The organism is Variovorax sp. RA8, assembly GCF_901827175.1.
In the GTDB taxonomy this organism is placed as follows: Bacteria; Pseudomonadota; Gammaproteobacteria; order Burkholderiales; family Burkholderiaceae_C; genus Variovorax.
The window spans coordinates 5,212,819-5,228,206 of the sequence record NZ_LR594662.1; the positions used below are offsets into that span (position 1 = coordinate 5,212,819).

Sequence of the window (15,388 nt, forward strand, 5' to 3'; positions counted from 1 at the left end):
TCCCTGTTGTTCTTTTTAAGATAGCAAATATATTGTGAAAAGCAATATCTCTTGGGCAATAAAAAAGCACCCGTAGGTGCTTTTCTTGTTTGTGGTTGGTCTTATTTGCCTAGCACTGCTTTTCTTTGCTCTGGTGTCCATTTCAAACCAAGTGGAGCAAACCATTTGGTGTATAACTTTTCCAAAGTGCCATCAGATTTAACTTTGGCTTCAAACTCCTTGAAGTCTGCGGTGAACTCTGCGTCTTGTTTTCCGTACATGATGCCGATTAACTCAGCTTCACCAACTACAACATTGTTCAAAACTTTGAACTTGGTAGTTTTCAACTTAGCGATTTCGCCAGCAAGTAACACGCTATTTGTCACTAGGCCAACTGCACGGCCTTGTTCTACTAATAAATAGCCTTGTGGATAGTCTTTTGCTAAGACAAGAGTAGTTCCCCATCCCTTTTCAGCATTCAATTTCTTGAAGATTTTCTCGCCTGTAGTTCCTGCTACGACTGCAACAGTTTTGCCTTTGAAGTCTTCCAAGGATTTGATTGATGTGTCAGTGGACAACACTGCTGGAACAACTGGGTCAGCATCAACAATCATGAAGTTGACTGCTTTTGCTCTTTCTTCTGTGTAGCTTGTAGAGCCTGTTTCTAACTCAATTACTTTGTTGACCACCAAAGGCTGTCTAGTTTGTCCGTTGACTGAAACCTTGTTGACTGTTAAGTCCAAGTTGTATTTCTTTTCAATGAATCTTTTGAACTCCATACCCAAGTCCTGGCTATAGCCAACATATCTACCTTGTGCATCTGCGTAGCTGTAAGGCACTGAAGTGTCTCTAGATCCGAAAGTGATGGTTTTTGTTTCTTTTAATTTGTCTATGGTTTCACCAGCGAAGGCGAAGCCAGATAATGTCAATGCCAAACTTAATGCTGTTGCTTTTAAAATGTTCATAATGTCTCCTTTTTGTTGTTATGAATGAATCTACATTAGCAAAGATATTGTGATTGTCAATATCTCTTGATAATTAATTGACTCATTATTCATTTCTGCTAAGTTATTTAGATTAATGAACGATGGGAGCATGTATGGCAACAAAAGGAAAATGGGCGAAGAAGGATAAAGACTACGAACCTAAGGATCACATTCAGGAAGTCAATGACAAAGTGATTGCGATGATGGAGGAAGCAATTGACAGCAAGTTTCAAAAGAAATGGTTGACTTGCACCACGCCACCATTTAATCCCATGACAAACACTGAGTACAAAGGCATCAACTTCCTGGCGCTGCTATCAGCAAACTTTAATGACCCACGATTTATGACATTCAACAATGTCAAAGCGATGGCTGAAGAAACTGGGACAGAAATGCATATCAAGAAAGGGGCCAAAGGATTTACCGTGTTCAAGGCTATGCAGTTCTTCTCTAGAAAGGACGGCGACAAGGTGGTCTCTCTAAGTGCTGAAGAGGCAGAAAACTACGGTGATGTCTCTACTCGCTGGGGTTATGTCCGAGCTGGCACAGTCTTCAATGGAACTCAGATTGAAGGGCTGGAGCCTTACATAGTCCAGGTGAACAAGGTTGTAGACCACTCGGAGATTGAACTTCTAAAAGACGCATTGGTGGCTCGTACTGGGCTGAAGGTGACACACAGTGAAGTAGGTCAGGCGTACTACTCACCTGTACAGCACAGCATCCACATGCCTAACAAGGATCTTTTTGTGTCCACAGAGGCTTACTACACCACTCTCCTGCACGAAGAATCACATGCCACAGGACCAGCCCTGAAGAGAAATCAAACAGGGAAGTTTGGAACTCCAGACTACGCCTTTGAAGAACTTGTGGCTGAGATTGGCAGCTACATGCTAGGTTCTAAATTAGGAATTCAATATGATCCATCTACTTTGACCCAGCATGGTGCATATCTAAATAATTGGATTTCAATTCTTAAAAATGACAAGTTCGCCATTTTTAAGGCTTCTTCGCAGGCAAGTAAATCTACTGACTACAACATTGGTCACCATCAGGAACACAAGCTTGAGCTTGAGATGAAGAAAGATTGGATATTGGAGAAAGTGGTGGCTCCAGCCCGTGCAGTGGAGATGAAGAAAGCACCAGTGATGAGCATGTAATCACATGCCCAAATAACGACCTTTGACAGGAGGCTTTTTGGGGCTCTGAAGCTTGGGCCTGTATGTGGGCTCAGGCATCTCACGAACGGGCTCAGCAGGTTTGCTGGTGTCGTATCCAAGCTCTTTCGAAAAGCGTGAGTTGAGGAAGTTCTGAAGCTTCTTCGTGTTGTTCGTGTTGAGCAAGGTTTCCTCTACAGGATTGCTAAAAAAACTCCCAATCTTCTTCCATCCGGTGACAGGTTCACGGACCTTCAGCTTTTCTACTGCATACCAAGTCGTGTCTATGGCATCGCCTTGTGGCGTCTTCATGTTGATCCAGACATTGTGAGGTCTGAGCTTCTCGTTCAAAACATCAATATGCTCTTGACTGAACAAGCCAGATGCATGACCTTCAGATAAGTATTGATTGTCAAACCAGTCATCGATTTTGTCCATTGTTGTTCTTCTTTTCGTTTCCATCGCCAGCTCCTTATATTTTCATTTTTCTTGTTCGTGTTTCAACCTTGGGTGCAAGTTTATGTTCAAGGGACTGTGAGAACTTCTCAGTTGCAATCCCTTTGGTAAGGTTAGCAACCTCATTGGAAGTGCCTGCCATGGCTTGTATCACTGGTGAGGCATGGGACAGCACGGCTTTAAGATACCAATCCTGCGGATCGCAATTCTTGATAGCCTCAAGGGCAACTCCTCTGTCCTCTCGCAGTTCTTTGGACGCATCCTCAAAAGATAGCGGGAATGCTCTAACTGCAACTATTACACATTCTCTGTCAGCTCTTATTGCATCGCTAAAAGCTGGAAGTGAGTCACCGGACTTAGCAAGGAATTCAAGTGCAAAGGCTTTGTCATTTTTCAGGCGGTCAGATGCGAACTTGATGCCAGTGTTAGTGAGGTCGTTATGTTCAGGCTGTATGGTTTGAAGTAGCAGTTGTTCGTGGTCTTTAAACTGTGCTGGTGCAAATTCAAGAACTTCTGGCTTGCTTTTCAAAGCACTAAATATGACATCAATGTCCTCTTTAAACGTATTTGGAAGTGTCTCGTATAACCATGGAGCGTAGTGGACAGCTTCAAGAGTCACATCTTTTTCGTTCCTGAGACTGTCTGAGAGATGGTTGTAGTTATCACCACTCATGGTGGAGATTGTGAACAAAGCAATATCTCTGTAAGAGGAGCATTCTGGAGAAACATACTTCATCACTTCTTGGCATTGTTCTCTAGATGGATGAGCAGATTCTTTGATAAATTTATCTTCTTGCTTTTCTGCCTCAGTCATTTTGGAAGTATGTACTCCTAACATTCCCATAAAGCTTTTTTCGTTATGGATGGCATAAAGCACCATCTTTTCATCCTTGGCATATGCTGTGTTCTCAATCGCTTTGATACCGTGCTTCAATATCTTCTCCTCCATGGCTTTGTCTTTCCTGTCTGACAGATAGCTCTTGAGATCGTTATAGCTTTTCACAAGAAGGTTTTGTTCCTCCATCGGCTGACCACTTAGTTTTTCTAGTTGTTGTGCGAATCCCATACTAACTCCTTATATTTTAATTTTTCTTGTTGATGCCTCAGCCTTTGGTACAAGCTTCTTCTCAAGTGAATTTGAAAATTTCTCTTGAGCGATGGCTTTGGTCAAAATTTGCACGGGGTCGCCATCTCCAACTGCTTGTTGAATTTCTGAGCTTGCATGTACGAGGGCAAAGTTAAACTGTTTAGTTTCTTCATAACTTTTGCATGCCTTTAATACGATTGCTTTATCGGCCTTGATTTCATCGGAGAAATGTTCAAGCTTACAGCCGTTCCATTCAACTGCGGCTTGTGCAAGCTCTGAATCATTACGAAGTCTTTCAGATATGAAAGCCATGCCGTCTATTTCGTAATCGTGAAGAGATGCCCATGCAACATCCTCGTCATCCTTCAATCTGTCTGATGCATATTGAAGGTTTTGTCCATTCTGCTTAACCGCAAACATGACAAGTTCTTTACTGTCTTTTAACCTTTCACTGAAAGGTTCCATCGCACAGTAGTGTCCTCCGTGAACTTCATTCTGATAACTCAGAAGACCTTCTTTGGCGATCTCAATATTGTCACAAGGTGCATTCCCCATGTATTGAATTTCACCACCGCCTAGAGATTTCACGGCTTGTAAACATACTGTTAGATCTTCTTGCATTGCATCGCTGACAAACTTCAATACAGAAGTGTGCCTGCGCTCCGTACCATAAGTCTTCAATCTGGAAATCTCATCCTTAGTTAACGGGTACTTTTCCTCAGGGTCAATTCCATTATTTTTGCCCTCATGATTTGACAAGTTTCCCCAATATCTGTCTTGGATGTGATCTGAACGATCAATGTCTGCTCTAAATTGTGCTTCTGATTCAATAACTTTTAGGATAACTTTCTTATTGTCTTCATAGGGACTGCCTTGCAGAGCTGAAGGCCCTTTCAATTCAACTTCTTTCATAAAGTTGTCAACCTTCTTGTCCCATATGTATTCTTTGAGATCGTTATAGCTTTTCACAAGAAGGTTTTGTTCCTCCATCGGCTGACCACTTAATTTTTCTAGTTGTTGTGCGAATCCCATGATGTCTCCTTAAATATTCATTGTTGGTTGGTTTGTCCTGGCTCTTGTTGTTGTTGGTGTAGCAGGCTTGAACTTGATTTCCTTGGACTGCTCTGGTGCTTGTGTGGCGCTCCATCCAAGTTGCTTTGATAAATTCTTTTCAAGCCAGCTATCAAGCTGTGAAGGCGATTCAGTAAAGAAGATAGTTTTCTTCTTCATGTCGGCAGTAGGTGTCTTTGGGATGAAGGACTGCACCTGGTAGCCGTACTCAATCCATTCACCTCCCTGCATCTCGTTCTTGACTATCCTGTAGCCGTGCTTCTGAAGCTTGGTGTTTAGATGGTCTATGTGGTTCTCACAATAGAGGTTGCTGCTAGGGCTTTGCGATAAGTAAATGTTTGAGGCAACAGCCTTGGTTTTGTTTGAGAGTGCTTCAAGAGCTAGTGCAAAACGTGATTTCTTTTCTTCCATGATGTCCCCTTAGATTTTCATAGTTAGCTTTTGTGATTTTTTTGGTGCAAGGTTGTTAGATAGCTTATCGAGAAGGACAAGTGAGTTCAGTGCCTTGTGGGGATCGTTGCCCCTACATGCATTTTGAATTCGCTCAGATGCGAATAATTCGATAACGGAATCTTCGTTTGTGTTGATTGTTCTATTGGGATTCTTATCGCTATACTCCCACTCCTCTCGCATGTAGGCTGCATGAATTATTTCAGGGTCATCATGGAAAAATTTGAAGGTTCCAAGAGTTTCATGATTCTTGGATACTGTTTCCAGTGCTAAAGCTCTGTCTCTTAATAAAGGGTGGTTTTCAGGAAGATTTCTTACGTTTGCAGTGTCAATGTTTATTGCCATCATGCAATATTCCTTATCATCAAAGAGTTTTGGCATTGACCATCCAAATTGTTGAGGCCGAGCTTTAACAGCTTCACTCATCAGAGATTTGTCGCTGCGAATTTCATAGCCAGCACTCTGGATGTTTGGAAGAGCACTAGCAATCAATGCATAGTCGTTTCTTATTTCATCGGAAAAATATCGAAGTACGTCCGCTTTCTTGTCGTTGTATAGGACTTGGCGAGCGATGTCTTTATCTTTGCAACACTCCTCGCCTGCGTACCTGATTGATCTTGGATTCTCCGTAACTGCTTCCATCACAACTTCTTTGTCATCTTGTAATGAACTGTTGAACAATTGGAGTAGGTCGCCTCTTTTAGAAACCGCCGCAAGAGCAACTTCTTTGTCATCTTTATGTGGCTCAAAATGTGCGTAGATAGGTACTGGAAATGCTGGGTGTTTCAGGGAACTCAACATTTGTTCTTTTGAAATAGTGAATCTTGATGTCATGCTTACATCTCCTGAGCAAGTTTTTTGGTTCTCTTCGCTAATGGCTTTTTGGTTGCTGGCTCTGCCTTAACTTCCTCTTTCTTGGCGACTGGCTCAGGTTTGGCTACAGGCTCTCTCACAGTGCCTAGGTACAAGTCCTTGTCCTTGAGGTTGTGCAACCACTCAGGGCCTTGCTCATTGCGTACTTGTTGAAGCAGCGGAGCATTCGCCTTGGGTACACCTGGATAGCTCGCCTCCATCCACATGACACCCAGCTTGTCCTTCCACTCGGCTCCATGAGCTTCACGAAAAGCCATAAGGGCATCTTTTTGTTCGCGGTTGATTGGAAGAGCTACAGCTTCAGGCACTGCGACCTGCTTGGGTGTGTAGTCGGCAACTGAGATTCTTCCCTTGTCGTATTGGGTAAGGTACTTTTTGGAGCCGATTGGAAGTTTTGCTTTAACTGCTTCCTCACGGTTCATGAAATCATCTTTGCCTTGAAGAATTGAGTTGGTCTTGATGACTTGGAAGAATCGTTTGTCACCGTCAACACCTTGCTCTAGCACTCCAAAATATTTACCTGCATGGACAACTTCGCCCACCATCCAGCATGGTTTAGATGGGGATGGAGGATGTTTGAATTCAGGGGTTTTGCCGTTGGCTCTGTCAAAGGTCACGATGTAAGTCAAGTCATCCCATTCTTTGGCAATCTCTTTGGTGACAAGTCTTGCTTTCATGATCTTCTCGTTGAGATTCATAACTAGCTTGTCGCTTCCAAGTTCACTGAATGGGACACTGAAAACTTTCATTGCTGGGTTGTCATTGCGAAGCTCTTCTGCGTAAGTTACGCCTTGCTGGTTTCTTCGTGAGAAGCCCATGTAAATGTCAAAGCTGTTCTTCATCTCAATGATTGCCCTCTGGTTCTCATTGTCAACAATGACATTGACTCCATCTTTGTTGCCTTCGTTGATTTTTACGAAACTCTTATTTTTATCGTTCATGGCTTCTTCCTTGTCTAATTGATTAATACCATTCAAATTAGCAGAAGAAAACATGTAGTCAAATTTAGGCAATAAAAAAGCACTCGAAGGTGCTTTTTTCATAATATTCCTGGTAGGAACACATTCTTGTATGGTGCAGGTTTAGGCTTGTCCTCTGCAATAGTGAGATTGAACGGCTTGCCGGTTCTCATCAGCTCTTCTTTCACATCTCCAAACTCGTCCTGAACCTGAGACTCAGCCGGTTTGCTGGTGTCAATCTTCTGTGAAGCGAGCTTGGCAACCTGGTTGAAGTTGGCCGGCGCCGGTGTTGTGCCCAAGAGGTAGGTGTATGCCTCTGGACTGGTGAACAGTGCGGCCAGGTACAGCTTGCTTCTCGCGTCTGTGTAGACCTTGCCATTCAGGGTGTACTTGTAGGTGAAGGTGTCAGCCACTTTCAGCTTGTTCGCCTCTGTAGGATCTGCCGCATAGACCTTCAGGGCACTGAGCATGGATATGTACTTCGCAGCACCTCCACCACCCACCTTGTAGGCGTGATAGACCAATGCATCCTGCTCGTTCTTCTTCAGGCTGGCGAAGCTCGGGACAAGCTTTCTCATGGGAGCTTCGTACTGCTCTCTCATGAGCATCACGGCTTGACTACCCTGATCCGGTGTTATGGAGGCACGGGGGAGACTAGAAGGCTGCTGGACCCCAGAAAGAGCCACCAGTTGCCCGGCTGCGGCCGAGTCAAGGCCGATCGCTCTCGTTAACTCTGTGTTCCTTGCGACGGACTGCTGGCCTAGGTTCCAGCCAAACCCAATTGCTGCTCCCTTGTTGTCCATGTAGGGAAAATTTTTGAAGCCTTCCACCTCGGAAACGATGCTGCTGTACCAGTTGCCCTTGGCAGCTTCTGATAGTGCCAATGAACGGGCTACAGACTTGTTCTTGGGGGTGTAGCTGGACACGACTTGGCTAGGTGGTGTCTGTACCTGCTTAGGTTCAGCACCCACATGGTCAAGCAAGTTGATGGAAGGCAATTTCGCATCAGTGCCCTTGAACTCCATCACCTTCAGCTCAGGAAGAGCCGTGACAGGCTCCAAGCTCTGTGTGGATCTCTTCCCTGCATAGTAGAAGCCTGCTCCTGCGAACAGAACAAGGGAAGCTACAAGAATGTGTGACTTGGCTACTTTCATTTTGTAGCTCCTAATCTTGCCTTTGCAGTCATCTTGTCGGCATAGCTGGTATTAATTGGCTCAAAATTTGAATCTAGTGGGTTTGTGACTATCACATCTCTTCTTCTTGCACCACCTCTTGAAAGATCAGCAATTGCATAGAATTTCTTGGTATTGACAAGTTGGACATCTTTCTCTTGAAGAATGTGAATAGGTTGTTCTGAAAGCTTCAGAGTTGCATACTGACCACTACCATTATTTCCAATACCTTCTATGCCGTCGCTTCTAAACAATTTAGCAAATGCATTCATAGAAAGTATCTTCATCCACCTTCTATGATTGTTGTTAGGGTCATTCATTGGACTAGCCATGATGATTCTGTTAGTCAAGCTGTATGAAATCATGCCAGCTTGAATTTGCTCAACCCAAACTCTATCTTTACCAATGCGATCCTTCACATATTCATATGTTGGAGCACTGGATTTATAAGAAATGATTGACCCAAAAGAATCCAACATTGCAAGAGCTTTGTCTTTGGGGAATTCAGCGAAATACGAATCCACGTTTTGAGTTGCAAATATGCAAGAGAGTCCAAGGGATCTTGCTATTGGAAGCATTGCCAAATCTGATGAATCGATCAGTCGTTGCACTTCATCAGCAATAAAGAAGACTTGAGATCCACCGGACTTTTTCCAATTGTCTCCACGGGCTTGGATTGCTCTGTATAACTTTGCTTTTAAAAACTTGCTGTATATGACACCCGCTGTTGGAAACAAAGCCTCAGGAAAGCAAATCCCAATGCTCAATCCTTTCATCACATCTACGATTTCAATATCTGAAGTTGTGCTGTCGGCAAGATGACGAAGAAGCTTGTTTTGGAAGAATGGTGCAAACCATGCATTGACGCTAGCCATTACATTTTTAAGTGTCTCCCCATCGTTTTCTTGTAATGCACCAAAGGTCAGTGCAGCATCCGTTAAAAGACTTCCTTCTTTCCCAAAGTCAGGATGGTTTCCAATCAATGCAAGCAATGGGTGTTTTTCACCCTCAGGTGCTTTTTCGCCAAGTTGAGTGATGACTTGGAATCTTGTAGTTAAATTAAATTTTCCAAGCTCCTGGTCAACAATTGCTTCATGAAAGACCGAGCCAATAAACACTAGATTTCTTGCTGTGTCTGAAAAGAACTTTGAATTACCAGTTTCTCCACCTGCTGGGCTGTTCAATGTTTTCAACATGTCTGCAAACTGTTCTGGCGTGAAGCCTTCAAGCAAGTTGAGGTTCTTAACTTTCTCATCAATAATGAAATCAAGGTATTTAGCGCAATCTCTCGCTAAGTAACCTTTGCCATCCATGATGAAGATACCGTTTATTGAAGTGCCATTTGATTTAAGACTTTTAAGTATCTTTCTTAGTAATGCGGTTTTTCCAGTTCCTGTTGATCCAAAGATGTGCACGTGAGTCCCTAAGTCATCCTGACTTTGAACCATTGACAAGCCTTTATCTGGGGCATAGCTGTCGCCATTTGAAGTAAGAGTGCCTGTAGCTGTCCCATGGTCAACCAGTGGACTTTTGTCCTCGTTTGCATTAAAGGCCTGAATATGTCTTTCCTCATTGGGTCTTGACTTTGGTGCTCTAAAACTTGCTCCTGCGTTTTCAGTTCCTTGGCGTGCAAGCTTTGAAGCAATCTTCCTGTTTGTAAATTCCAAATATGCAAGTGGAGCAAAGGCTGGAATTAAATTAAAAATATCTTGAACAAAGCTTGCCTTCATGCCGATTGCAGCCAACGGACCGCCTAGCATGGGAATCACTGTTGATGCACCTACAGTAACTAATGAGAAGAGAACAGTTTTCAGTCCTCCGAAGAAGCAATAAAACCCAATGAAATATGCAAGCAAGATGGCTGGCGCAACCGCTCCCAATCCAAGTTGAGGTAGAAGCCCCATAAGTACAGCCACTAGGGCATACAAGCTTATATATAAAGGTAGTGCAGGACTGGCAGTGCCACTCGCTGAACTTTCAACAAGCAGCATGCCAGCTACTGGGTAGCCTTTTGAATTGAGCTGTCCGGTTCCTTCCTTATCGTCTAAGTCAGGTGGAACATTTTTGCCGTGTGGAACATCATGACGAAGCCAGCAGTCGTCAGCAAACTCTCGTGCCTCATGTAGAACTTTCCCCATCGGGAATAAAAGTGATAGTGCTCTAAATTTCATAATGCCTCCTGTAGTTTTTTGTATTCTTCAGCCAAGGCATTTTGTTTTTTCTCAAAAGTTTCCTTGTCAATCTTTCCTTCAACTGTTTGCTTTTGAATTTCTGTTAATTCAGCCACGATTTCTTTTGCTCGTGCTTGAATCTTCTGTTGTTTGTTCGCGGTGTTTGCTTGTTCTTCTTTTGCATCTGCGATTCGGCTTTTTGCTTTAACTTCAGAAACAAGCTCTTTTCCTTTTACTACACCACTTATTAATAATGAGCCACTAAAGAAGATTGTTGCACTTGCGATAGTTGCAGCAATAGCCATATTTTTAAAGACTTTCATTCTTACTTGGTCAATCATGGTGTTTCTCCATAATGCTTGCCATCCTCCAACAGAGTCTGGGTGAAGATGAGTTTGGTTGATGGCTGATCGGTCATTTGGGATTGCATAAAACTCTTCAGCACTGCAATCAAGCCCAAAACCTCTTGGATCACCATAAATTACTCGCCCTATGAGAATGAGTAATCGTGAACGGATTGATATTTTCATTGTTCGATTCCTTTTTGTTGTAGATATATATTTAGCAGATATATTGCAAATTGCAATATCTTTGCTAGTATTAATTGAACAATAAGGAAATCAAATGGAAGAATTAATCGACAAGCTACCCAAAACACCTCTATACGAGAACTTTGCAAAATATCTGAATACTTTGAAGGATGAGGAAAGCGAAGCAATCCTTAAATACATCCTTGGCTCATCAATCATTGGCAACCCTCTTCTTGAAGAGTTCTTCATGACTGAACAAAGATCTGTCTACCAATTACTGGTGCACAGACAAGCTTATGAAGTGTTCAAAGAGGATGTGGACAACTGGATTGCTGGGCTGGAGCCGCGCTTCAACGATGCAGGTGAAGTGTTCTTCAACGGCATGCAAGACTTCGTTGGGCAAGGTGCCCTCATCCTCAAGCAGGCCGGTACTCAGATCTCCCATGACCTGGTGCAGGCACAAGCCAGACTGGTGACTGAGACTGACAAAGTGATTCAGGCGGGAGCCGTCCAGTTGAAGGCGGCGCTGGATGACCATGCGAGTGAGCTGGAAAAGAGGCTGACTGCAACTGCGGTTGCTGAAGTCAACAAGCTCTCTGATGAGAGGAAGAAAGTTGCCAAAGTGCTAGTGGACAGGTTTGATGAGACTATCGAGCCTCACATCAAGTCATTTAGATCCAGCACCGACGAATTCACCTTCAAGAGGATTGCATACCGTGTAGGTGAGTTCTTTCTTGCGATTGCCATCTACCAAGGACTGAAGGCAGTCTTCTTCTAAGACATAAAAAAAGCACCTCAAGGGGTGCTTTTATATTTTCATCTTCATTGATTGTTGCCTGGTCTCTGACTTCGGCTTTATTTGCTTATCTAACTTTTCCATCAGCTTTTCAGTTTCACGGGCCTTGATGACTTCATCGCACTTTTCAACAACAAGCAGCAAACTGTGTTTTGAATCGAATGTGGAAAGTCCAGCCTTTACAAGAAATTCCTTGTCAATATCTGTAGTAGCTCCATCTAAATTACCTTGAGTTATTGACCTTATGGATGCTGTTTTGAGAATTTTAGGATACTCATCTCCATATAACTTTGTCCCGCCAAGCAATGGCATAGCCTTCATGCCAAAGCTAGTTGCCCCGTCCATAGCAAAATCTGCCCTTACTAAGTTTTCTGGTAGATCTGCGAGCATTTCAAAATGATTGAAGTCATCCATCACATACCTCTGCTCATCTTCATGGTTGGCTTTTGAGTGATGCCACTCTTCTCTCTCATAGCAAACAACTTGTCAGCTATTGATGGAAGTGCAGGAGCTTTAAAATTTTGGATTCCGGCTTTTTGAGGCTCAACCTTGGCACCTTCAACTTTTATCTCATCGTTCGGAGCTTTAACCTGTTTGACTAAGACATGAGTGTTTGGCTTAATACCGTACATCTCAGCTTTGTATTCTTTGAAGGCTTTGTGTGCTTCTTTCTCAAGTTGCTCTATGTCTCTTGGAGCCAAAGAGTTATCAAGTGAATGAGCATAGTCAAATTTAGCTTCCTGCAATTTGAAGTATGCAGTCTCAAAGCCGTGCTGATGTTTCAGGACATCGCGTTGCTCCCAATCAGCTTTGAGCATCTCAGCCTTATGAGTCTCAAGAATGTTACGGTGGGCTAAATCCTTGCCTGTTTGAACTCTCCACTGTGCATCAGGATCTTGCAAGCCAACATGCAACTCTCTATATTGGAAAGTGTTCATATTGTGATGAATGCCAAATGCCATTGAAGTTTCCTGATTCTTCGTATTGTTGAAGAAGTCGCGGGCTTTCCTTGGGTCTTTGTGCATCTCAAAGTTCATTTCTTGAACCATGGCATTCATGGTCAATGCTGGATGAAGTTCTGTTTTTGGCTCTGGGTTCAAAGCTTCTTTTCTCTTCATCTCTGATCTCAAGAAATCGCCAAAATCTAGGATTTCTTTTTCTTGTGTTTTCGTAGTCATAATGCTCCTTAGTTGTTCTTATAGTTGTAGCAAAAAACATTTAAATGTCAATTTTTGGTCATCTCATCTAGACCATCTCTTTTCTGTTTCCAAGCATCCTCAGACTTCTTCTTTGAAGTGGTCACATTCTTCTTGGCATCAGTGAATATCTCAGCCACGTGCGATACAGACTTCGCTAGGCTTCCACCAAGAGCTTCCATGGCAATGTCCTTCATGAGACTGCCTTGCATGCCCTCATCCTCACTGGGCAGGTTGTAGAGGGGTGCACGCTCTGAACGGTTGATGGCTGCTTCCATAGCATCAAGCTCCTCGGGTGAGAAGTCCTCATCGGTCATCTCTGAAGCGGCGTCGACGACGATGTCGTCTTCGTCCACAAACACCTCAATCCTCGGCTTGGGTCCACCCGCAGGAGGAGATGGCAGCATGGTTGCCTTGAGCTGCGCTACATCCACCTGTGCAGGCTTGTAGGTCTTGCCACTGATCCAGTCCGCAGCTTCAGGCTTGTATGGCTTCGGGTAGTCGCGTACTACTGGCGCCGTCATCAGGTAGGCATTGGCTTCGTTGCCTGGCAGGTAGAGATAGTGAATCTCGTTGCCCTTGGTTCCAAACAAGCTGTTTACTTCGTCTGGAGTGATGACAAGCTCGTTGTCGTGTACCTGATTGTTAATACTGGTTGATGTACCGCTCTCCTGCATCGTCTTGCTCGTGTGGGTCTTGCTGATGTGCTTTTTGCCCACTAGGTTTGAAACCATTTCGGCTGAGGTGCCTTGGTTCATACCCATGATGTAGATGTTGCCAGTGTTCGCTAATATGAACTCTAAGAATTCGAGCGAATAGACAGATTTTAATTGTGAGAAGTCCTGACAAGATAATGTCACAACTATCCCTTTAGAAGCAAACATCTCAAGTGCTGGCTGTACAAATTCCTTTAAGTTTCCAAGGCTCTGGAACTCATCACAAACAATGTTCAGGTTACGAAGTGCCAGTTGATCAGTCTTGTCTTCTTGATAAAATTTGTCATTGACCATAGATGTCAGATACAGCAATAATCCACGAATGACACCATCCATTTGAGTCTTGAACCTTCCAGAGGGCTTTAGTATGACAACCTTTTTCTTTGGATTCTCATCAAGCAACCAACGGCGCATTGAAAATCTCTCGCGTCCTTCGTAGCCATCCCATACTTCAGCCCATTTCAAAATAGGCTCTATGTTCTTCAAGTGCTCATTTATATAGACCTTGTGAACATGCTCAAGCTGAGCTGGCTCAATAAACTCGTCCATTCCTGAGACTTGCTCATCCCACGGCTTTTGTAGCTCAGCCTTGAGGTCAATCCACTTCCATTTTGGCTTCAGCTTGTTGAGTTTCTTGATGTGTGCATAGATGATTGACGATGTGCAAACATTCCATGGAATGATTACATCAACATCTTTGCCTTCCTCGTGAATGGTTTTGATGACCGGAAAGGCATTGGCTAGATACCACTCAAGCCAAAACTGTTTCTTCAAGAGCTTCGCACTCATCTGATGGATTGCAACCTTGTAGTCATAGCCATCCCATATACGAGCCACATCATTGAGGAACATCAAGTTGGTTGCAACAGTTCCCACAATTGAACTCAGTGGTGTTTCTCCCATTCTTAGAATTGGTCCAAGCTCTGGGTAGTATTTATCAAGCAGCGGCGTCAGGTTTTCAACTGACATATCCTTGAAGTATGCGAAGTTGTTGTAGCTCCAATCGCTCCCAGCTTCTTTAACTAATATCGCACCAATGCCAGTGGTTAGTGCACGTGCAGATTTTCCCCAGAATGGGTCTTTCTCTGATACATCAATCAAGCCTGCCGCGAACTGTGCAAAGTCTTGAGGAAGCAGTAAGTCTTTAGCAATGTCATGAGGAACTGAGAATTTTTCATCTGGGGCAATCTGAATCATGTCTCTCTTGTGGAATAGCTCTGCATACTCGCCTTTAGGCGTATCAATAATCAAAAGCTTGTAGAGTTCCTTCTTCAAAATCTTGTGGTAGTAGACTTGCATTACCACTTCTTTGTTCTTCACACCCTTACCGCGTCTGCTGCCTCCAATTATCAGGTTATGAACTCTTCGGGCCTGATCCGACATATAGATGATGATTGCTTTTTTGGGATCATAGGTTTCAGGCTTGAGAACATTGAACCCCACACTCGTTGCCATGATGAGTCCTGCTGCACTGGTGCGAATCTGTCTATCCATTACCTCTTTCAGGTCAGCGAATCCTCTTTTGCCCTTGAGCAACTTCCTGCCTCGTACTTGAATGTTCAGTTCTACGGGTTCCCATGAATTCCTGCTAAACCAATAGAAACCTCCTGCACCTATAGTGAGACTGATTGCCTTGCGAATTGCCAATGTGAGTGCATCGCCTATGGTGAACCAGCTATAAATCAGTTTGAAGTACGAAATGATGGCATCCAGCTTGGTAGCCATCGGGGGTCTTTCTGTGACAAACCACAGAGCCAAAAAAGCGATGGCTAAACAAAAAAGGAACCCGCAG

15 protein-coding genes are annotated in these 15,388 nt (G+C 43.6%); 2 read left to right on the forward strand and 13 right to left on the reverse strand.

What is annotated here, in order from left to right; translation table 11 throughout:
• Positions 1–101: 101 nt before the first annotated feature.
• The gene (locus tag E5P3_RS24725) at positions 102–944 is read right to left on the reverse strand and encodes a transporter substrate-binding domain-containing protein (protein WP_162588366.1); all 843 of its coding nucleotides are present in this window, start codon (positions 942–944) and stop codon (positions 102–104) included.
• A gap of 134 nt (positions 945–1,078) precedes the next feature.
• Here E5P3_RS24725 and E5P3_RS24730 point away from each other — a divergent pair, with 134 nt between their 5' ends.
• Positions 1,079–2,122, forward strand: a complete 1,044-nt coding sequence (locus E5P3_RS24730) for an ArdC family protein (protein ID WP_162588367.1) — start codon at positions 1,079–1,081, stop codon at positions 2,120–2,122.
• Here the strand turns inward: E5P3_RS24730 and E5P3_RS24735 are convergent, their stop codons facing one another.
• Genes E5P3_RS24735 through E5P3_RS24775 form a run of 9 tightly spaced genes read right to left on the reverse strand, consistent with a single transcriptional unit; the run spans position 2,123 to position 10,888 of the window.
• Positions 2,123–2,581: a hypothetical protein gene (locus E5P3_RS24735; RefSeq protein ID WP_162588368.1), complete on the reverse strand. Its 459-nt coding sequence runs from the start codon at positions 2,579–2,581 to the stop codon at positions 2,123–2,125.
• A 10-nt stretch (positions 2,582–2,591) separates the two neighbouring features.
• On the reverse strand, positions 2,592–3,641 hold the full coding sequence (locus tag E5P3_RS24740) for a DUF4116 domain-containing protein (RefSeq protein WP_162588369.1): 1,050 nt from the start codon (positions 3,639–3,641) through the stop codon (positions 2,592–2,594).
• A 9-nt stretch (positions 3,642–3,650) separates the two neighbouring features.
• Positions 3,651–4,694: a DUF4116 domain-containing protein gene (locus E5P3_RS24745; RefSeq protein WP_162588370.1), complete on the reverse strand. Its 1,044-nt coding sequence runs from the start codon at positions 4,692–4,694 to the stop codon at positions 3,651–3,653.
• Positions 4,695–4,703: 9 nt separating this feature from the next.
• Entirely contained in the window at positions 4,704–5,144 is a 441-nt protein-coding gene (locus E5P3_RS24750) for a hypothetical protein (RefSeq protein ID WP_162588371.1), read from the reverse strand.
• A 9-nt stretch (positions 5,145–5,153) separates the two neighbouring features.
• Entirely contained in the window at positions 5,154–6,017 is an 864-nt protein-coding gene (locus E5P3_RS24755; protein ID WP_162588372.1) for a DUF4116 domain-containing protein, read from the reverse strand.
• A gap of 2 nt (positions 6,018–6,019) precedes the next feature.
• Positions 6,020–7,099 (reverse strand): hypothetical protein, encoded by a 1,080-nt coding sequence (locus E5P3_RS24760; RefSeq protein ID WP_162588373.1) that lies wholly within the window; start codon positions 7,097–7,099, stop codon positions 6,020–6,022.
• Complete coding sequence (locus E5P3_RS24765) at positions 7,096–8,169, reverse strand: hypothetical protein (protein ID WP_162588374.1); 1,074 nt, start codon at positions 8,167–8,169, stop codon at positions 7,096–7,098. The genes E5P3_RS24760 and E5P3_RS24765 overlap by 4 nt, the downstream gene beginning before the upstream one ends.
• On the reverse strand, positions 8,166–10,358 hold the full coding sequence (locus tag E5P3_RS24770; protein ID WP_162588375.1) for a type IV secretory system conjugative DNA transfer family protein: 2,193 nt from the start codon (positions 10,356–10,358) through the stop codon (positions 8,166–8,168). Before E5P3_RS24770 ends, E5P3_RS24765 begins: the two co-directional genes overlap by 4 nt.
• Complete coding sequence (locus tag E5P3_RS24775) at positions 10,355–10,888, reverse strand: hypothetical protein (protein ID WP_162588376.1); 534 nt, start codon at positions 10,886–10,888, stop codon at positions 10,355–10,357. Before E5P3_RS24775 ends, E5P3_RS24770 begins: the two co-directional genes overlap by 4 nt.
• Positions 10,889–10,982: 94 nt before the next feature.
• On the opposite strand from E5P3_RS24775, the gene E5P3_RS24780 reads away from it, so the two are divergent.
• Complete coding sequence (locus E5P3_RS24780; protein WP_162588377.1) at positions 10,983–11,666, forward strand: hypothetical protein; 684 nt, start codon at positions 10,983–10,985, stop codon at positions 11,664–11,666.
• Positions 11,667–11,696: 30 nt separating this feature from the next.
• Here E5P3_RS24780 and E5P3_RS24785 read toward each other — a convergent pair whose 3' ends face one another.
• From E5P3_RS24785 to E5P3_RS24795, 3 genes are read right to left on the reverse strand one after another with little or no spacing between them, the layout of a single operon-like run.
• The gene (locus E5P3_RS24785; RefSeq protein WP_162588378.1) at positions 11,697–12,098 is read right to left on the reverse strand and encodes a hypothetical protein; all 402 of its coding nucleotides are present in this window, start codon (positions 12,096–12,098) and stop codon (positions 11,697–11,699) included.
• Positions 12,098–12,862: a hypothetical protein gene (locus tag E5P3_RS24790; RefSeq protein WP_162588379.1), complete on the reverse strand. Its 765-nt coding sequence runs from the start codon at positions 12,860–12,862 to the stop codon at positions 12,098–12,100. Before E5P3_RS24790 ends, E5P3_RS24785 begins: the two co-directional genes overlap by 1 nt.
• Positions 12,863–12,909: 47 nt before the next feature.
• Positions 12,910–15,321: a type IV secretion system DNA-binding domain-containing protein gene (locus E5P3_RS24795; protein ID WP_162588380.1), complete on the reverse strand. Its 2,412-nt coding sequence runs from the start codon at positions 15,319–15,321 to the stop codon at positions 12,910–12,912.
• Positions 15,322–15,388 lie beyond the last annotated feature (67 nt).